This window comes from Oxalobacteraceae sp. CFBP 8761 (assembly GCA_014841595.1).
In the GTDB taxonomy this organism is placed as follows: Bacteria; Pseudomonadota; Gammaproteobacteria; order Burkholderiales; family Burkholderiaceae_D; genus Telluria.
Genome location: JACYUE010000004.1, coordinates 1 through 18,827, shown reverse-complemented (window position 1 = coordinate 18,827; position 18,827 = coordinate 1). Strand labels below are relative to the sequence as shown.

Here is an 18,827-nt window from a genome sequence, read left to right as displayed (position 1 = left end):
GTGCCGCCGCGCGACAGCAGTACGCTCACCGGCATCCTGCTGGCCGCAGGGCGCGGCCGGCGTTTCGATCCGGCCGGCGTGCGCAACAAGCTGCTCCAGCGTTTGCCGGGCGGCGACTTCGTCGTCGTGGCCAGTGCGCGCACATTGCTGGCGGTGCTGCCGCGCGTGGTGGCGGTGGTGCCACCACGCGATGGTGGCGTGGCCGATGCGCTGCGCGCGCTGGGCTGCACCGTTACGGTGTGCGCGGATGCCGACAGCGGCATGGGCCTGTCGCTGGCGCATGCGATCCGCCATGCGCCGCTCCCTGCGCAGGGCGCTGGCGGCTGGCTGGTGGCGCTGGGCGACATGCCGTTCGTGACTGAAGCCACGCTGCAGGCGCTGGTCCATGCGGTTGACGATGGCGCCGGGATCGCGGCGCCGCTGTTCGATGGTCGCCGTGGCAATCCGGTCGCGTTTGGCGCGATCCATCACGCCGCCTTGCTGGCGCTGGACGGCGACCAGGGTGCGCGCCGCCTGCTCACGAGCAGCCCGGTGACCACGATCGCCGTGCCCGACCCCGGCATCCTGCGCGACATCGATACCCAGGGCGATCTGCCTGACTGAATCCGCTTACACTATTGTCCATACGGTGCGACCCGAGACCAACCCCAGATCATGAAAAAGCCATCGCAAAAAAAACAGAGCGCAATTTTCTACACCATCGTCCCGCGGGACCTGGCCGGTCACCTGTTCAACGTCACGCTGACGGTGGCAAATCCGGATCCTGACGGGCAGACCTTCGCCCTGCCGGCCTGGATCCCGGGCAGCTACATGATCCGCGAGTTCGCGCGCAATATCGTGCGCATCCGCGCCGAGCAGGCCGGGGCCGCGGTAGCACTGACAAAACTCGACAAGCACACGTGGCGCGCAGCACCATGCAACGGCGCTGGCGCCGGCCCGCTGACGCTGCACTACGAGGTGTATGCCTGGGACCTGTCGGTGCGCGCCGCGCACCTGGACCAGACCCATGGCTTCTTCAACGGCACCAGCGTGTTCCTGCGCGTGGTGGGGCAAGAGGCGACGGCGCACCAGGTCGACATCCAGCGGCCGGTCGATGCGGCCGCCAAAACATGGCGCGTGGCGACCTCGATGAAAGAAGCGGGCGCGAAGCGCTACGGCTTTGGCACCTACGGCGCGGCCAACTACGATGAGCTGATCGACCACCCGGTCGAGATGGGCAACTTCGAGCTCGCAACCTTCGAGGCGCACGGCATCCCGCACGACATCGTCATCACCGGCCGCGTGCCGAACCTGGACATGGCGCGCCTGCAGGCCGACTTGAAAGCCATCTGCGAAACCCAGATCGCGTTCTTCGAACCACTGACCAAACGCGCGCCGCTCGAGCGCTACGTGTTCATGACGATGGCCGTGGGCGACGGTTACGGCGGTCTGGAACACCGCGCTTCGACTGCGCTGATCTGCGCGCGCGCCGATCTGCCCACTACCGCAAACCAAAAAACCGGCGAGCCGGGCGAAGGCTATCTGCAGTTTTTGGGCCTGTGCAGCCACGAGTACTTCCATACCTGGAACGTCAAGCGCATCAAGCCAGCCGTGTTCGCGCCGTACGACCTGCAGGTCGAGAACTACACGCCGCTCCTGTGGTTGTTCGAGGGCTTCACCAGCTACTACGACGACCTGATGCTGGTGCGCGCCGGGATCATCGGCGAAACGACGTATTTCAAATTGCAGGCCAAGACGGTGTGCGGCGTGCTGCGCGGCAGCGGGCGCCTGAAGCAGAGCGTGGCCGAGTCGAGCTTCGACGCCTGGAGCAAGTACTACCGCCAGGACGAGAACTCGCCCAATGCGATCATCAGCTACTACACCAAGGGTTCGCTGATTGCGCTGGCGTTCGACCTGACGATCCGCGCCAAGACGGGCGGCGCAAAGTCGCTCGACGACGTGATGCTGGCGCTGTGGGAGCGTTACGGGCGCGACTTCTATCCGGGCGTCGGGCGCGGCGTGACCGAGCACGAAGTCGAAGCGCTGTTCGATGAAGTCAGCGGCCTGAAACTGAGGAACCTGTTCGAGCGCTATGTGCGCGGCGTCGAAGATCTGCCGCTGGCCAAGCTGTACGCGCCGTTCGGCGTCAAGCTGGTCGACGAACGCAAGACCGGCAAGGCGTCGCTCGACGCCGGCATCGGGCGCGATCCGCTGGGCGCCAAGCTCACGCAGGTGCACGAAGGCGGCGCCGCGCACCTCGCCGGCTTGTCAGCGCTCGACGTGGTCATCGCCATTGACGGACTGCGCGTGAACGGCAATCCGTCGAATGTCGATGCGCTGCTGGCGCGCTATCGCGTCGGCGACCGGGTGCCGGTGCACGCGTTCCGGCGCGATGAACTGATGGCGTTCGATGTCACGCTGCAGGGCGACCGGGTGCCGATCATCACGCTGTCGCAGGCAGTGGCAGGGCGCAAGCCGGCAGCGCTCAAGCGGCCGAGCGCCGTCTAGCCGAGGCGGGCGGCGGCACGACCCGCCGCCCGTACCATATCGCATTGCAGCATGCTATCGTTGTGGTCTGTTCAACACGACCGCAAGAGCCCATGTCGATCCTGACCCGCATCGCCGCCGCAGCCTGTGCGCCGCTCCTGGCACTGTCCGCAACCTCCGCCCTGGCCCAACCGGCCGCGCCGCTCAAGAACGATGTCGTCACGCGCGTGGACGCCATGTATCCGTGGCTCGACACGATCTACAAGGACTTGCACGCGCATCCCGAGATCGCCTTCCAGGAAGTGCGTACCGCCGGCAAGCTGGCCGCCGAGATGCGCAAACTCGGCTTCACCGTCACCGAGAAGGTCGGCAAGACCGGCATCGTCGCGGTGCTCAAGAACGGCGCCGGCCCCACGGTCCTGGTGCGCACCGACATGGATGGCTTGCCGATGGAAGAAAAAACCGGCTTGCCGTACGCCAGCCGCGCCCGCGCCACCAGCGAAGGTCGCGACAGTTTCGTGACGCACAGCTGTGGCCACGACATCCACATGACCAGCTGGCTCGCCACCGCGCGCACGCTGGTCGAACTGAAAGGACAGTGGAAGGGCACGCTCGTGTTCATCGGCCAGCCGGCTGAAGAGATCGTGTCCGGTGCCAAGGCGATGCTGGACGACGGCCTGTTCAAGCGCTTCCCGAAACCGGATTACGCATTCGCGCTGCATTCGTGGCCGCTGGCGTATGGCACGATCGGCTACAACGACGGCCCGGTGTCATCCAATTCCGATTCGCTCGAGATCACCTTCAAGGGCCGTGGCGGCCATGGTTCGGCGCCCGACAAGACCGTCGATCCGATCGCGATCGCGGCGCGCTTTGTCGTCGATGTGCAGACGGTCGTCAGCCGCGAGAAAGACCCGAAGGAATTCGGCGTCGTCACGATCGGTTCGATCCAGGGCGGCACGGTGGGCAACATCATCCCCGACAGCGTGCAGGTGCGCGGCACCATCCGCTCATACAGCCCGCAGGTACGGGCCAAGCTGCTCGAGGGCGTGCGCCGTGTGGCGGAAGGGTCGGCCGCAATGGCCGGCGCACCGAAGCCCGAGATGCTGATCGGCGGTGGCGGTCAGGCGATCGTCAACAGCACGGAGCTGGTCAACAAGACTGAAGTGGTGTTCAAGGAAGCGTTCGGCGCCGACAAGGCCCATCGCATGCCGGCCATGACGGCCAGCGAAGACTTTTCGCTGTACGCGAACGAAGGCGTGCCGTCGATGTTCTTCTTTACCGGCGTGTATGACCCGAAGGATGTCGCCGCAGCCGAACAGGCCGGCGGCAAGCCGATCGCCTTCAACCACTCGCCGTTCTACGCGCCGGTGCCGGAGCCGTCGATCAAGACGAGCGCCCAGGCGATGACGCTGGCGATGCTGAACGTGCTGGGTAAATAAGAAAGATGACGCGGCCCTCGACGGGCCGCGCTGCTGTTGGCGTCAGGCGTTGATGCAATCGGCGCAGCGGCCGTACAGCGTGAGTTCGTGGCGCTCGACGCTGAAGCCTTTCGGGGCCATGTGGTCGATGTCGCCCGGGCACGCGTGCACGTCGAACACGCGCTGGCAGTTGGTGCACTGGAAGTGGTGATGGTGGTGCTCGGCCACGCTGGTCGATTCGTAGCGGGCGCCGTCGCCCGGCAGTGTGACGACCTTCAGCGCGCCGTCGTCCACCAGCGACTTGAGGTTGCGGTAGATCGTGGCCATGCCGATCTGGCTGACGGCCTGGCTGGCTTCGGCCAGGATCTCTTGTGGCGACAGTGGGCGGCGTGCATGCTCGATCGCGTGCAGGATGGCTGATTTTTGGCGTGTATTGCGTTGCATAGCCGAAGAATACCTGAAAGCGCGACCCTTCGGCCAGAAGGGGCTTGAATCCTTATTGATAATGGCCTATCATCTCGACGTTAATGATAATGGCTTATCACTAGACGCGTCCGCGCCCGGTGACTAGCCACCGCCGTTCATCTCATCACCAAGGATTTCACCATGTCGCATTTCACCTGCAAGCGCACGCCACCCACTCTGGCGCTGATGCTGGCCTTCGGCGCGCCGCTGGCTGTCCATGCCCAGACGACGACGGGCCGCATGGCGACCGATCCGGACAGCGTGCCGACCGTGGTGGTGTCGGCCAGCGCGCTGGGCGTGGTGCACGACGACATGATCACGCCGGTGACGTCGCTCGGCGGCGCTGAACTGGTGCGCGCACGCGAATCGACGCTGGGCGAAACGCTGGCCCACCAGCCGGGCATCACGTCGAGCCACTTCGGCGCCGGCGCCAGCCGCCCGGTGATCCGCGGCATGGATGGCCCGCGCGTGAAAATCCTGTCGGACGGCGCGGAGATCCAGGATGCCTCGACCATCAGCCCCGATCACGCTGTCGCCTTCGAACCTGTGCTGGCAGAACGCATCGAAGTGCTGCGCGGCCCGTCGGCGCTGGCCTACGGTGGTGGCGCGGTGGGCGGCGTCGTCAACATCATGGACCGCAAGGTGCCGACCGTGATGCCGGAAAACGGCCTGGAAGGCAGTGCCGAAATCCGCGCCAATTCGGCCGCGCGCGAAAAGACGGGCGCGTTCGAATTCACCACGGCCGCCGGCAGCAACGTCGCGCTGCACCTGGAAGGCGTCAAGCGCGATGCGGGCGACTACCGCGTCGGCAAGGACTGGGTCGACGGCCGCCGCGTGCTGGGCAGCTACAAGGAAGGCGAGACCGGCACCGTCGGTCTGTCGTGGATCGGCAAGAACGGCTATCTCGGCGCCGCCTTCACGAAAGAGCGCACCGAATACGGCATCCCTGGCCATAACCACGAATTCGAAGGCTGCCATCCGCATGGTGTCCAGCTGCACTGCGGCGGCCATGAAGAAGAAGAGGGCCATGACCACGACGAAGAAGGGCATGGTGACGAAAATGAGCATGAACACGAGCACAGTGACGTGCCGGTTGTGAAACTCGACAGCGAGCGCTGGGACGTGCGCGGCGAGTACCGCAATCCGGTGACCGGCATCGAGCGTGTGCGCATGCGCGCCTCGTTCACCGAGTACGTTCACGACGAGCTGGAAGAGAACGTGGTCTCGACCTCGTTCCGCAACAAGGGCATCGATGCCCGCCTTGAGGCGGTGCACGCACCGATTGCCGGCGTGCGCGGCGTGTTCGGCCTGCAGACCACGCGCCGCGATTTCTCGGCGCTGGGCGAGGAAGCGTACGTGCCGCCGACCCTCACCAAAAAGCATGCGGCTTTCCTGACCGAGGAATACAAGCTGCAGGACTGGCGCTTCGAGGCTGGCCTGCGCCACGAGTGGCAGGATATCGAGGTCGATGCACCGGGCCTGCTGAACACCGATGCCCGCGGCACGTCGGCATCGGTCGGCGCGGTGTGGAAGCTCACGCCGGGCTATTCGCTGGGCACGTCGCTCTCGCGCAGCCATCGCCTGCCGACCGCCGAGGAACTGTATGCGGACGGCGCCCACCTGGCCACGTCCACCTACGAGATCGGTAACCAGGACCTGGACAAGGAAACCTCGAACAACGTCGACCTCACGCTGCGCAAGTTTGACGGCGACACGACGTTCTCGGTGAGCGCGTTCCGCAACAAGGTCGACAACTACATCTATGCGCGCACGCTGGATAGCCAGGACGGCTTCCAGCTGGTGCAGTACACGCAGCGCGACGCGCTGTTCACCGGCGTGGAAGGCGAAATCCGCCAGAAGCTGTCGTCCAACCTGAGTGCCACGGTGTTCGGCGACTACGTGCGCGCCCGCTTCGATGGTGGCGACGGCAGCCGCAACCTGCCGCGTATCCCGGCCAGCCGCATCGGCGTGAAGTTCGATGGCGACTGGAACGGCTGGCACGGCATGGTGGAGTTGTACCGTGTCGGCAAGCAGGACAAGCTGGCCGAGTACGAGACCGAAACGGGCGGCTACAACATGCTCAATGTCGGCACCCACTACTCGACCCGCATCGGCGGCGTGCCGACGCAGTTCTATGCACGCCTGAACAACCTGACCGACGAGCTGGCGTTCAGCCACACGTCGTTCATCAAGAATGCGGCGCCGCTGACCGGCCGCAATATCACGGCAGGGATTCGCGTGATGTTCTGACGTTGACCGCAAGGCCCACAGCGGCGCACGGCAGATTTTGCCGTGCGCCGTTTGTCGTTTGGGGCCTGATATCGCATGCACGATTCATCATGCGCGTTGAATCGCTAACGATAATGGGTTATCATTATATTCTAATGATGATGGGAACAGGGCTATGAACCACCCAGGCAAGAACGCTCTGACCAAAACTGCACTGATCAAATTCGGCGATATCGCTGGCATGACGGCATCCGTCCTGTGCCTGCTGCATTGCCTGACGATGCCGCTCGTGATCCTGGCGTTTCCGATGCTGGGGCTCGCGCACGCACACGACACCTTCCACGACACACTGATCGCAGCGATCACGCTGCCGGTGCTGCTGGCGCTGGTGCCCGGCTATCTGCGGCACCGTGACAAGACAACGCTGCTGATCGGCTGCGCGGGCCTGGCGCTGTTTCTGGCGGCAGTGTTCATCGTCAGCCCGCTGCTGGGCGAGCATGCCGAAGCAGCCGTCGCTGTCCTCAGCGGTTTCATGCTGCTCTACGCGCACCTGCGCAACCGCCGTTTCTGCAAGCGCTGCACGACGCGTACGCAGCATGACGGCTGCCACGCGGCGCCTGCGCCGTGCAATGTGCGTTAAGCGTTCAACGTTTCAGGCAAACAGGCGCGCCAGTTCCTGACCCGGGTTTTCAGCGCGCATGAAGGCTTCGCCAACGAGGAACGCGTGCACGTTGGCGTCGCGCATGCGCTGTACATCCTGCGGGCCGAGGATGCCCGATTCGGTCACCACCAGGCGCTCTGGCGGAATCGCTGCCAGCAGGCCGAGCGTGGTGTCGAGCGTGACATCGAACGTGCGCAGGTTGCGGTTGTTGATGCCCACCAGCGGCGTACGCAGTTGCAGTGCGGCGTCGAGTTCTGCGCCGTCGTGCACTTCGACCAGCACATCCATCCCCAGCTCCAGCGCGCAGGCTTCCAGTTCGGCCATCAGGCCCTGGTCGAGCGCTGCCACGATCAGCAGGATCGCATCGGCGCCCATCGCGCGTGCTTCATAGACCTGGTACAGATCGACCATGAAATCCTTGCGCAGGATCGGCAGCGCGCAGGCGGCGCGCGCCTGGCGCAGATAGTCGGCGCAACCTTGGAAGAAGTTCACGTCGGTCAGCACCGACAGGCATGCCGCGCCATGTTCGGCGTAGCTCTGCGCGATCGCGGCCGGCTGGAAGTCGGCGCGCAGCACGCCTTTCGATGGTGAGGCTTTCTTGACTTCGGCGATCACGCCGGCCTGGCCTGCGGCGATTTTCGCGCGCAACGCCTGCTCGAAGCCGCGCAGGCTGCGGCGCGCGTCGCCATCGCTTTCCACCTCATTACGCAGGCTGTACAGATCGCGGTGCTTGCGCGCAGCGGCCACTTCGTCGGCCTTTACGGCCAGGATCTTGTCGAGGATGTCGGACATGCTGGTGCTTTCGGTATCAGTTGGCCGCGCCGAGCTGGCGCGTGACCTGGACGAACTGTTCGAGCTTGGCGACCGCCGCGCCCGAGGCGATGGCGGCGCGCGCCTGCTCCAGGCCTGCGCCGATCGAGTCGGCCACGCCGGCGGCGTACAGCGCGGTGCCGGCGTTGAGCGCGACGATGTCGTGCGCCGGACCGGGCTCGCCGCGCAGGGCTTCGAGCACGCGTTCCTTGGATTCTTCGGCGTTGGCCACTTTCAGGTTGCGGCTCGAGACCATTTGCAGGCCGAAGTCTTCCGGATGGATTTCGTATTCGCGGATCTCGCCGTTGACCAGTTCACCGACGATGGTGCCGGCACCGAGCGAGACTTCGTCCATATTGTCGCGGCCCCAGACCACGACCGCATGCTGGGCGCCGAGGCGCTGCAGCACGCGCACCTGGATGCCGACCAGGTCGGGGTGGAATACGCCCATCAGGATGTTTGGCGCGCCGGCTGGATTGGTCAGCGGGCCCAGGATATTGAAGATGCTGCGCACGCCCAGCTCGCGCCGCACCGGCGCCACGTGCTTCATCGCCGCGTGGTGGTTCGGTGCGAACATGAAGCCGATGCCGGTCTGCGCGATCGATTGTGCGATCTGCTCGGGCGTCAGGTCGATGTGGGCGCCGAATGCTTCGATCAGGTCGGCGCTGCCGGACGACGACGAGACGCTGCGGCCGCCGTGCTTGGCCACACGCGCACCGGCAGCAGCAGCGACGAACATCGCCGCGCTGGAGATATTGAAGGTGTTGGCGCCATCGCCGCCGGTGCCGACGATGTCGAGCAGGCCGGTGGTGTCGGCCATCGGCACCTTGGTCGAGAACTCGCGCATCACTTGCGCGGCGGCGGTGATTTCGCCGATGGTTTCTTTTTTAACGCGCAGGCCGACGGTCAGCGCCGCGACCATGGTCGGCGACATCGTGCCCGACATGATCTGGCGGAACAGCGACAGCATCTCGTCGTGGAAGATTTCGCGGTGTTCGATACAGCGCAGCAGCGCTTCTTGTGGGGTGATCGCCATGATGGGTCCAGTGTGCAAACGTGGTTTGGGCATGGCGCCGCCGGATGCGGCGCGCATGCATGGGCGCATCAGCGCGTCAGGAAGTTCTTCAGCAGCGCGTGGCCGTGCTCGGACAGGATCGACTCGGGGTGGAACTGCACGCCCTCGATGTCGAACGTCTTGTGGCGCACGCCCATGATCTCGCCGTCGTCGGTCCATGCCGTTACTTCGAGACAGGCCGGCAGTGAAGCGCGCTCGATCGCCAGCGAATGGTAGCGGATCACGGTGTAGGGGCTCGGCAGGTCCTGGAACACGCCTTCGCCGATGTGCGCGATGGTCGACGTTTTTCCGTGCATGACCTGCTTGGCGCGAATGACCTTGCCGCCAAATGCTTCGCCGATGGCCTGGTGGCCGAGGCACACGCCCAGGATTGGCAGCTTGCCGCCGAATTCGCGCAGCACGTCGAGCGAGATGCCGGCATCCTTTGGCGCCTTCGGGCCCGGCGAGATGCAGATGCGGTCGGGCTTCATGGCCGCGATCTCTTCGAGCGTGATTTCATCGTTGCGCACGGTGCGCACGTCTTCACCCAGTTCGCCGAAATACTGCACGATGTTGTAGGTGAACGAGTCGTAGTTGTCGATCATGAGCAGCATGTCAGAACTCTCCATCCAGGCCATCTTGCACTTGCTCGGCCGCGCGCAGTACGGCGCGCGCCTTGTGTTCGGTCTCTTGCCATTCCATCTCGGGGATCGAATCGGCGACGATGCCGGCGGCGGCCTGCACGTACAGGTTGCCGTCCTTGATCACGCCGGTGCGGATCGCGATCGCCACGTCCATCTCGCCGCCAAAGCTCAGGTAGCCGCAGGCGCCGCCGTAGATGCCGCGCTTCACGGGCTCGAGTTCATCAATCACTTCCATCGCCCGCACCTTCGGCGCGCCGGTCAGGGTGCCGGCCGGGAAGGTCGCGCGCAGCACGTCCAGGTTCGACATGCCGTCTTTCAGCTTGCCCTCGACGTTCGAGACGATGTGCTGCACGTGCGAGTATTTTTCGATGACCATGCGGTCGGTGACCTTGACGCTGCCGGTATCGGCGATGCGGCCGATATCGTTGCGCGCCAGGTCGATCAGCATCACGTGTTCGGCCACTTCCTTCGGATCGGCCAGCAGTTCGGCGGCCAGCGCGGCGTCGCGTTCCGGCGTGGCGCCGCGTCCGCGCGTGCCGGCGATCGGGCGCAGCGTGACCTTGCGGCCGCCCTCGGGCAGCGTCTCGTTGCGCACCAAAATTTCGGGCGACGAGCCGACGATCTGCATGTCGCCGAAGTTGTAGTAGTACATGTACGGCGACGGGTTCAGCGAACGCAGCGAGCGATACAGCGACAGCGGCGAATCGACATACGGCTTGCGGATGCGCTGGCCGATCTGCACCTGCATCAGGTCACCGGCCATCACGTATTCGTGGGCTTTGGCGACGGCCTTCAGGTAATCCTCTTTGCTGAAGTCGCGCACCGATTCGGTCCGCACCGAGGCCGACGTGACCGGCGCATCGACACTCCGGCGCAGCATCATGCGCAGGTCTTTCAGGCGCTGGCGGCCGCGCGAATACGCTTCGGGCTGACCCGGTTCGGCGTACACGATCAGGTACAGCTTGCCCGACAGGTTGTCGATCACCGCCAGTTCTTCGGTCACCATCAGCTGGATGTCGGGCAGGCCCAGTTCATCGCGCGGGGTGGTCGCGGCCAGCTTGTGCTCGATGTGGCGCACCGTGTCGTAGCCGAAGTAGCCGGCCAGGCCGCCGCAAAAACGCGGCAGGCCAGGGCGCAGCGCCACCTTGAAGCGGGCTTGGAATTGCTCGATGAAGTCGAGCGGATTGCCTTCGTGCGATTCGATGACTTCGCCGTTTTTCACGATCTCAGTCAGGTTGCCGGTCGTGCGCAGCAGCGTGTGGGCCGGCAGGCCGATGAACGAGTAGCGGCCAAAGCGTTCGCCGCCCACCACCGATTCGAGCAGGAAGGTGTTCTTGCCGGTGTTCTGCGATTGCGCCAGCTTGAGGTACAGCGTCAGCGGCGTTTCGAGGTCGGCGAAGGCTTCCGCGATCAGGGGGATGCGGTTGTAGCCCTGGTTTGCCAGGGACTTGAATTCGAGTTCGGTCATGTTTTCTCCGGACCGCCACGGGGGAAGAGGGCGGTGGTGTGCTTCAAAAAACCCGCCGGTGGCGTGCAGTCGCACGCACACCCGGCAGCAATCGGTACGGCTTAGTCAGCCCAAGATTGCCAGCGTCGCCAGACCCAGGCCTCAGGGGCGCCGGTTTGGTTGACAGTGAGTTTTTTGGTGAAAAACATGGTGAGAGAAGTTAGTTGGTTAGGCTGGCCGTTGCATTGTGCGCGCCGATGCGGCGTGCTGCATCCAGCAGCGAATCCACTATACCATCGGATTGAATTTCTTGTACAGGACGGCCGTGGTTGTAGCCGTACGGGACCGTGAGTACGAAACAGCCGGCGGCGCGGGCGCTTTCGGCATCGTTCGACGAGTCGCCAATCGCCACCACCTGCGCTGGCGGAATATCCAGCGCCGCGCAGGCGCCCAGCATCGGCATGGCGTCTGGTTTCTTCTTGGCGAACGAGTCGCCGCCGAACACGTGCTCGAAATACGGCGCGAGGCCTTTCTGGGCCAGCAGCGGCAGTGCGAATGCAATTGGCTTGTTGGTCACGCACACCAGACGCAGGCCCAGCGCCTGCATCGCCGCCAGGCCGTCCAGCACACCGTCATACAGCGTGCTGCGGTCGCCATTGATGGCCAGGTAGTGCCGCTGGTAGCCGGCCATCGCGTCGGTGTACGCCGCATCGACCCGCGCGGCATCCCAGTCGAGCAGCAGCGCGTCGCGCACCAGTTTTTCGGAGCCCTTGCCGACCAGCGGCTTGATGATGGCCTGGCTGATGGGCGCCAGGCCGAGGTCGTGGCGCATGCCGTTCAGCGCCGCCTCGAAGTCGGGCACCGTGTCGAGCATGGTGCCATCGAGGTCGATGATGACGGCCCGGATACCTGCTGCGCCGGCCCGCATCAGCGCGCGACCGTGGCCAGTTCGGCGCGCATGGCGTCGATCACGGCTTTGTAGTCAGGCTTGCCGAAGATGGCCGAGCCGGCCACGAACGTGTCGGCGCCAGCGGCTGCAGCTGCGGCGATGTTCTCGGCCTTGATGCCGCCGTCGACTTCGAGCAGGATGTCGCGGCCCGATTCGTCGATCAGGCGGCGCGCGATGGCGATTTTCTTGAGTGCTTCGGGGATGAACGACTGGCCGCCGAAGCCCGGATTGACCGACATGATCAGAATCATGTCGATCTTGTCCATCACGTGCTCGAGGTAGTGCATCGGCGTGCCCGGATTGAAGACCAGGCCCGCCTTGCAACCGTGATCGCGGATCAGCTGCAGCGTGCGGTCGATGTGTTCCGATGCTTCCGGGTGGAAGGTGATGATGTTGGCGCCGGCCTTGGCGAAATCGGGAATGATGCGGTCGACCGGCTTGACCATCAGGTGCACGTCGATTGGCACGTCCACGTGCGGGCGGATCGCCTGGCAGACGAGCGGGCCGATGGTCAGGTTCGGGACATAATGGTTGTCCATCACGTCGAAGTGGATGATGTCGGCGCCGGCGGCAACGACATTGCGCACTTCTTCGCCCAGGCGGGCGAAATCGGCGGACAGGATGCTGGGAGCGATGCGGTAGGTGGTCATGGGGCGACGGTGCGTGTTTTGATGGGAATCCGCTATTCTACGCCGGTCGTGCCGCGGCCTCCAGCGGCGACGCTGCCATGGCGCGTCGGCGCTTGGCGGCCACAGGCGGTATGATTGTTATTTGCGCCACATGGCGCGCCGGCCCCTGCGAATGGCGCAGCGGCCGAGTCCACGATCACGCAAGGAACCTCGATGCCCGCCTACGATTTCGCTGTCACCGTCAGAACGCAATACCTGGCGGAGCAGTCCGACCCGGACCGGAGCCAGTTCGTGTTCAGCTACACGATCACGATCAAGAACACCGGCAGCATTACTGCCCAGCTCATTTCCCGTCATTGGGTGATTCTCGACGCCAATAACCAGATGCAAGAAGTCAAAGGGCTGGGCGTCGTCGGCCACCAGCCGTTGCTGGCGCCGGGCGAGCAGTTCGAGTACACGAGTGGCACGCACCTGGGCACCGCGCAGGGCTCGATGCGCGGCGAATACTTCTGCGTGGCCGAGGATGGCCACCGCTTCGAGGCGACCATTCCCGAATTCGTGCTGTCGCCGCCGCGCTCCCTGCACTGACCCTACTGGGCGGGGGTGTCGTCGCCGTCGTCCCGGTCGCTGTCTTTGCGGCCGGCGAACATGGTCCACCAGACGATGAACACAAACAGGAACAGCGCGACGCCGGCTTCCACCATCAAGATCCACATATCGGTCCCCATGGTTCCCATGTATACAATACGCCGCAGTGTACCCGTCCTGATCGCGCTCGTCAGCCTGCTGAGTGCCTGTTCGACCGAACCGAAGCCCACGGCGCCCTCCGCGCCGCCGCCGGTCACGATGCCGCCGCCGGTCGGGCCGGTGGTAGTGCCGCCGCCGGTTCAGCCGCCAGCGCCGGTCGCGTCCCTCACGCCGACTACCTTTACTGCATTGCCGGGCTGGCAACAGGACGACGTGCGTCAGGCCTGGCCGGCCTTCCTGCAATCATGCAGCGTGCTGGCGTCGCGCCAGGCGCCGTGGAAGACGCCGTGCGCGGCGGCCGGCGGGGTGGATGCCAAAGACGTCGCAGCCGTGCGCCGTTTCTTCGAGACTTGGTTCGTGCCGAATCAGGTACGCAATCCGGATGGCGCCGATACCGGGCTGATCACCGGCTATTACGAAGCGATGCTGTATGGCGCGCGCAAGCGGGGCGGGGCGTTCCAGACGCCGCTGTACCGGGTGCCGGACGATTTGGTCACGGTCGACCTGGGCAGTATCTATCCGGATTTGCAGAACCGGCGCCTGCGTGGGCGGCTGTCCGGCAAGACCGTGATTCCGTACCAGAGCCGCGCCGACATCGACCGCGCGCCATTGAGTGGCAAAGAGTTGCTGTGGGTGAGCGATCCGGTGGATGCGTTCTTTCTGGAAGTGCAGGGGTCGGGCCGCGTCAAGCTCGATACCGGTGAGACCGTGCGCGTGGGCTATGCCGACCAGAACGGCCACCCCTACAAAGCAATCGGGCGCTGGTTCGTGGAGCAGGGGCTCATGACGCCGGATCAGGTGTCTGCGCAGTCGATCCGGGCCTGGATTGCGGCGAATCCGTCGCGGCGCCAGGAACTGTTGAATGTGAACCCGAGCTATATCTTCTTCACGGAGACCAAGGTGGCCGACCCGGGCGTCGGGCCGCGTGGCGCGCTCAATGTGCCGCTCACGCCAGGTCGCTCGATTGCCATCGACCGCACCATCCTGCCACTGGGCGCGCCTGTGTGGCTGTCGACGACCATGCCGAAGGATGGCGCGCCCCTGCAGCGTCTGGTGATGGGGCAGGATGTGGGCGGAGCAATTCGCGGCGCGGTGCGGGCCGATTTCTTCTTCGGCTTCGGGTCGGAAGCGACGGAAAATGCCGGACTCATGAAGCAGCGCGGGACGATGTGGGTGTTGTTGCCGAAGTGAACCTTCGTTGCATTAATGGGGGAATCGGGCTACTCTGACTTTTGATTCAATTTCCACGTTGCAATTTTTCGCTATGGCGAGGCGCGGTGACGTGGTGGTGCTTTCATTTTTGACAGGTTCTATCCATGCGTCTGCATTCCCTCCTTGCCATTACCCTTGCCGCTACCATCGCCGCGCCCAGCCAGGCCGCCGCGCCCGGCCCTTCCGATACCGTACTGTCGGTCGGCAGCATCGTGCTGCTGGTGCCGTTCAGTGTGGTCTATCTGAGCGCAAAGAAAGTGGCAGAAGGCTCGCAGGCTGCAATCGACGTCTCCAAACGCTGGAGCGTCGCGGCGGTCCGGCCCGAGGGCGACAAGAGTGCGCTGGAACTACGCAGCGACGACCAGCAGTTGAAAATCGATATGGCGATCCAGACCCGGATCGTGCAGAACGAAGCACTCAAGACTGGTGACCGGATCGATATCGAAGCCGTCGGCAAGGCTGGCTATGCTGTCAAGAAAGGCAAGGCGACCATCGCTCTGCTGGCCGAACCAGGCACCGGCATGGCCCACTCACGCCCGCGCAGCTAGGATGCGCCGCGCCGTTGCTGCGGCCGCACTGGTGTTGACGGCGTCGACGGCTGTGGCTGGAACCCCTTGCGAGGAGCAGGTCGCTTCTCCAGAGCTATTGGTCCGAAGCATGCAGATGGCCGATCTCACGCGCACGGCGCTCGAAGGCATCGGCGACGAAGTCGTCCTGATCGCGCGCGTGGGGCAGGATCTGTCGGCCTACCGGCTGACCTATTCGCACGCGGCGTTCGCCGTGCGCACGCATCCAGCCGGCGCCTGGTCGGTGGTGCACAAACTCAATACGTGTGGCACGGCGACGTCGGCCCTGTACGACGAAGGGTTGATCAATTTCTTCTCTGACGCACCAGTGCGTTATCAGGCCGGGATCTGGCGCCTGGCGTCCGCCGTCCAGGCCCGGCTCAAGAACGCACTGCTTGGCAACAAGGCGCGCGACTACCACGAGCCGCACTACAGCCTGGCTGCCTATCCGTTCAGCACGCGCTATCAGAATTCGAATGGCTGGGTGCTGGAAATGCTGGCGTACGCCATCGCGCCCGAGGGCGCGGCAACGACCCGCACCACGGCGCAGACCTGGCTCGCGGCGAACGGTTACCAGCCAACCGAGCTGGCGTTGGGCACGATGACGCGCCTGGGCGCACGGATCTCGAAGGCGAATATTGCGTTTGACGACCATCCTTCCAGCTTGCGCTGGAAGGGCAGGATCCAGACCGTCTCGGTGGAGTCGATGGTGACTTGGTTGCGGACATTGCCCAATGGTTGCCAGGCCATGGGCTGTCCGGAACTACAGGTCGTGCTGCCGCCGGCGGGGCCGTGATGAGCGGCATCGCATTCATGTCGACCGAGCGGCTCGCTCTACTTGACGTACACGGAAAGCGCTACAATCGCGACGATACTATCCAACCAGATGAGGGTGCCCATGGAATATGCTGACCTGTTGATCGAGAACCACGGCAAGGTCGCCGTGGTACGGCTGAACCGTCCGAAGGCGATGAATGCGCTCAACGACAATATGATGAACGAGCTGGGCAAGGCGCTGCGCGCGTTCGACCAGGATCCGGCGATCAACGTCATCGTGTTGACGGGCAGCGAGAAAGCCTTCGCTGCCGGCGCTGATATCGCCGCCATGGCGCAGTACGATTACCAGGAAACCTACGGCAATAACTATATTGGCCGTAACTGGGAACACATCCTCGACATCCGCAAGCCGGTTATCGGCGTGGTTTCGGGCTATTGCCTGGGTGGTGGTTGTGAGCTGGCGATGATGTGCGACTTCCTGATCGCTGCCGACAGCGCGAAGTTCGGCCAGCCCGAGATCAAGGTCGGCGTGACGCCGGGCGCCGGTGGCACCCAGCGCCTGCCGCGCGCCATTTCCAAGTCGAAAGCGATGGACATGCTGCTCACCACGCGCATGATCGATGCCGCCGAGGCGGAGCGTACCGGACTGGTCTCGCGCGTGTACCCGGCGGCCGATGTGATGGACGAGGCAATCAAGATCGCCCAGGGTATTGCCGACATGCCCGTGTCGGTTGCCATGCAGATCAAAGATTGCGTCAACCAGGCGTATGAGATGACGCTGAGCCAGGGCGTGGCCTACGAGCGTCGCTACTTCCATGCCGGTTTCGGCACCCCTGCGCAGAAAGAAGGCATGTCGGCATTCCTTGGAAAGCGCAAACCTGATTTCGAAGGACATTGAACCATGAAGAAGCGCGCCAAATTATGGCTGCTCTTGCCAACGGCGCTGCTTGCAGGCGCATTGACGCTGTCGAGTTGCTCAACGCTGCCACCACTCGAAGGCCGCGTTGCCAGCACGGCCCTGACCGATACCGACAACACTCGGCTCGGCCAGGCGCTGTTGCCGCTGACCACGGCGCATCCCGGCCTGGTCGGCATTCACAGCCTGCCTGATGGGCGCGACGCGTTCGCCGCGCGCGCCGTGCTGGCGCAGGCAGCCGATCGTAGTCTGGACGTTCAGTACTATATCTGGCGCAACGACACGACTGGCATGCTGATGTTCAACGCCTTGCGCAAGGCGGCGGACCGTGGCGTGCGGGTGCGCCTGCTGCTGGACGATAACAATACGGGTGGTCTGGATGCGATCTTGGCCCAGCTCGACGCCCATCCACAGATCGAAGTGCGGCTGTTCAATCCGAACGGTATCCGCTCGATGCGCCCGCTCGGCATGGTCGCCGATTTCTGGCGCATGAACCGGCGCATGCACAATAAATCGTTCACCGCCGATAACAAGGCCACGATCATCGGCGGCCGGAATGTGGGCGACGAGTATTTTGGCGCAGCGGGCGATATCTCGTTTGCCGACCTCGACGTGATCGCTACCGGTCCGGTGGTAAAAGAAGTTTCCGCGGATTTCGACCTGTATTGGAACTGCCCGTCCGCCTATCCGCTGACGCTGATGGTGAGGGAGGCCAAGGTGCCGCCGCCAGCCACGGTCGATGCCGAAACCAAAGCCTATCTGGATGCGATCGGCCAATCCGCATTCTTGAACAAGGTCATGAGCGGGACGCTGCCGCTGGAATGGGCGCATGCGCGCTTCCTGAGCGACGATCCGGCCAAGGTACTGGACCAGTCTTCGCCGGATGAGAATATTGCGGCCAGGCTCGCGGTGCTGTTCGGTCAGCCGGAACGCAATCTGGACCTCGTGTCGCCGTACTTCGTGCCGGGCAAGGATGGGGTGGCCGCAATGATCGAGATGGCCAGGAAGGGCGCAAAAATCCGGGTGCTCACCAATTCGCTCGAGGCGACCGACGTTTCCGCCGTCCATGCGGGCTATGCCAAGTGGCGCAAACCGCTGCTGGAGGCGGGTGTGGCGCTGTATGAATTGCGTCGTGCATCGACCGATGAGCCATCCCGCAAGAAGAAGCGCAGTGGCGCCGGCTTTGGCAGTTCGGATGCGAGCCTGCATGCCAAGACATTTGGCGTGGACGGCAACCGGATCTTCGTTGGCTCGTTCAACTTCGACCAGCGCTCGATTCATTTGAATACCGAAATGGGGATGGTGATCGACAGCGTCGAGCTGGCCGATCGCCTGAGTAAGACGCTGGACGAGACCCTGCCGATGCGCGCCTATGAAGTGCTGCTGGATGAGAAGGGCAATGTCTACTGGCTCGAAGGCCGCGACGGCAAGATCATCCGGCACGACGTCGAGCCTGGAACGACCTGGTGGAAGAGGGCTGCGGTACATGGCCTGGGCTGGCTGCCGATCGACTGGCTCTTGTAGGACAAAATCTTTTCTTTGTAGTCCCTTGCGGACTGCACGACAGGTTTGGTATAGTTCGCCTCCGCTTCGGCACTGACCGAAAATGTTAACGTAATCAAGTGGTTACGAGAGCAAGGTCTACAGAGAAATCTGAGGTGAAGCGAAAAGAAGGGGTTGACGAGATTGTAGGATTGCAGCATAATCTCTCTTCTCTGCTGCAGCGAACAAAACGATTCGCACCATGCGGCAAGGCAGTACCGAATAAAGTTCTTTAAAAATTAACAGTCGATAAGTGTGGGCGTTTGATGAAGGTGCCAAAGACTTCGGTCTTTGA

18 protein-coding genes are annotated in these 18,827 nt (G+C 63.9%); 11 read left to right on the top strand and 7 right to left on the bottom strand.

From position 1 onward, the window contains the following. The 3 genes from IFU00_19685 (at position 1) to IFU00_19675 (ending at position 3,905) form a co-directional block, all read left to right on the top strand. Entirely contained in the window at positions 1 to 603 is a 603-nt protein-coding gene (locus IFU00_19685) for a nucleotidyltransferase family protein (protein MBD8544502.1), read from the top strand. 51 nt (positions 604 to 654) lie between these two features. Beyond that, complete coding sequence (locus IFU00_19680; protein MBD8544501.1) at positions 655 to 2,487, top strand: M61 family metallopeptidase; 1,833 nt, start codon at positions 655 to 657, stop codon at positions 2,485 to 2,487. A gap of 92 nt (positions 2,488 to 2,579) precedes the next feature. Then, on the top strand, positions 2,580 to 3,905 hold the full coding sequence (locus tag IFU00_19675) for an amidohydrolase (GenBank protein ID MBD8544500.1): 1,326 nt from the start codon (positions 2,580 to 2,582) through the stop codon (positions 3,903 to 3,905). A gap of 42 nt (positions 3,906 to 3,947) precedes the next feature. Here the strand turns inward: IFU00_19675 and IFU00_19670 are convergent, their stop codons facing one another. Continuing rightward, positions 3,948 to 4,328 carry a transcriptional repressor gene (locus IFU00_19670; GenBank protein MBD8544499.1) on the bottom strand — a complete coding sequence of 127 codons (381 nt, stop codon included), beginning with the start codon at positions 4,326 to 4,328 and terminating at the stop codon, positions 3,948 to 3,950. A gap of 162 nt (positions 4,329 to 4,490) precedes the next feature. Between IFU00_19670 and IFU00_19665 the strand changes: the two genes are divergently transcribed. Next, on the top strand, positions 4,491 to 6,599 hold the full coding sequence (locus tag IFU00_19665) for a TonB-dependent receptor (protein MBD8544498.1): 2,109 nt from the start codon (positions 4,491 to 4,493) through the stop codon (positions 6,597 to 6,599). Positions 6,600 to 6,753: 154 nt separating this feature from the next. Next, complete coding sequence (locus tag IFU00_19660) at positions 6,754 to 7,218, top strand: MerC domain-containing protein (protein ID MBD8544497.1); 465 nt, start codon at positions 6,754 to 6,756, stop codon at positions 7,216 to 7,218. 12 nt (positions 7,219 to 7,230) lie between these two features. Here the strand turns inward: IFU00_19660 and trpC are convergent, their stop codons facing one another. The 6 genes from trpC to rpe all read right to left on the bottom strand — a co-directional run bounded on the left by trpC (position 7,231) and on the right by rpe (position 12,793). Continuing rightward, complete coding sequence (gene trpC / locus IFU00_19655; GenBank protein MBD8544496.1) at positions 7,231 to 8,031, bottom strand: indole-3-glycerol phosphate synthase TrpC; 801 nt, start codon at positions 8,029 to 8,031, stop codon at positions 7,231 to 7,233. Between the two features lie 16 nt (positions 8,032 to 8,047). Continuing rightward, on the bottom strand, positions 8,048 to 9,085 hold the full coding sequence (gene trpD / locus IFU00_19650; protein ID MBD8544495.1) for an anthranilate phosphoribosyltransferase: 1,038 nt from the start codon (positions 9,083 to 9,085) through the stop codon (positions 8,048 to 8,050). Between the two features lie 68 nt (positions 9,086 to 9,153). Then, positions 9,154 to 9,717, bottom strand: coding sequence for an aminodeoxychorismate/anthranilate synthase component II (locus IFU00_19645; GenBank protein ID MBD8544494.1), 564 nt, complete (start codon positions 9,715 to 9,717; stop codon positions 9,154 to 9,156). A gap of 1 nt (position 9,718) precedes the next feature. Next, on the bottom strand, positions 9,719 to 11,215 hold the full coding sequence (locus IFU00_19640; GenBank protein ID MBD8544493.1) for an anthranilate synthase component I: 1,497 nt from the start codon (positions 11,213 to 11,215) through the stop codon (positions 9,719 to 9,721). Positions 11,216 to 11,414: 199 nt separating this feature from the next. Further along, positions 11,415 to 12,122 carry a phosphoglycolate phosphatase gene (gph, locus tag IFU00_19635; GenBank protein MBD8544492.1) on the bottom strand — a complete coding sequence of 236 codons (708 nt, stop codon included), beginning with the start codon at positions 12,120 to 12,122 and terminating at the stop codon, positions 11,415 to 11,417. Beyond that, positions 12,122 to 12,793: a ribulose-phosphate 3-epimerase gene (gene rpe, locus IFU00_19630; protein MBD8544491.1), complete on the bottom strand. Its 672-nt coding sequence runs from the start codon at positions 12,791 to 12,793 to the stop codon at positions 12,122 to 12,124. Before rpe ends, gph begins: the two co-directional genes overlap by 1 nt. Positions 12,794 to 12,985: 192 nt before the next feature. Between rpe and apaG the strand changes: the two genes are divergently transcribed. The 6 genes from apaG to IFU00_19600 all read left to right on the top strand — a co-directional run bounded on the left by apaG (position 12,986) and on the right by IFU00_19600 (position 18,514). Continuing rightward, positions 12,986 to 13,360 (top strand): Co2+/Mg2+ efflux protein ApaG, encoded by a 375-nt coding sequence (apaG, locus tag IFU00_19625; GenBank protein MBD8544490.1) that lies wholly within the window; start codon positions 12,986 to 12,988, stop codon positions 13,358 to 13,360. Positions 13,361 to 13,507: 147 nt separating this feature from the next. Beyond that, positions 13,508 to 14,710 (top strand): murein transglycosylase A, encoded by a 1,203-nt coding sequence (locus tag IFU00_19620; GenBank protein ID MBD8544489.1) that lies wholly within the window; start codon positions 13,508 to 13,510, stop codon positions 14,708 to 14,710. Positions 14,711 to 14,835: 125 nt separating this feature from the next. Beyond that, positions 14,836 to 15,279, top strand: a complete 444-nt coding sequence (locus tag IFU00_19615; GenBank protein MBD8544488.1) for a hypothetical protein — start codon at positions 14,836 to 14,838, stop codon at positions 15,277 to 15,279. Position 15,280: 1 nt separating this feature from the next. After that, positions 15,281 to 16,093, top strand: a complete 813-nt coding sequence (locus tag IFU00_19610; GenBank protein ID MBD8544487.1) for a DUF2145 domain-containing protein — start codon at positions 15,281 to 15,283, stop codon at positions 16,091 to 16,093. Positions 16,094 to 16,195: 102 nt separating this feature from the next. After that, positions 16,196 to 16,972, top strand: a complete 777-nt coding sequence (locus tag IFU00_19605; GenBank protein MBD8544486.1) for an enoyl-CoA hydratase — start codon at positions 16,196 to 16,198, stop codon at positions 16,970 to 16,972. A gap of 3 nt (positions 16,973 to 16,975) precedes the next feature. Beyond that, positions 16,976 to 18,514 (top strand): phospholipase D family protein, encoded by a 1,539-nt coding sequence (locus IFU00_19600; GenBank protein MBD8544485.1) that lies wholly within the window; start codon positions 16,976 to 16,978, stop codon positions 18,512 to 18,514. The last annotated feature ends 313 nt before the right edge of the window (positions 18,515 to 18,827 follow it).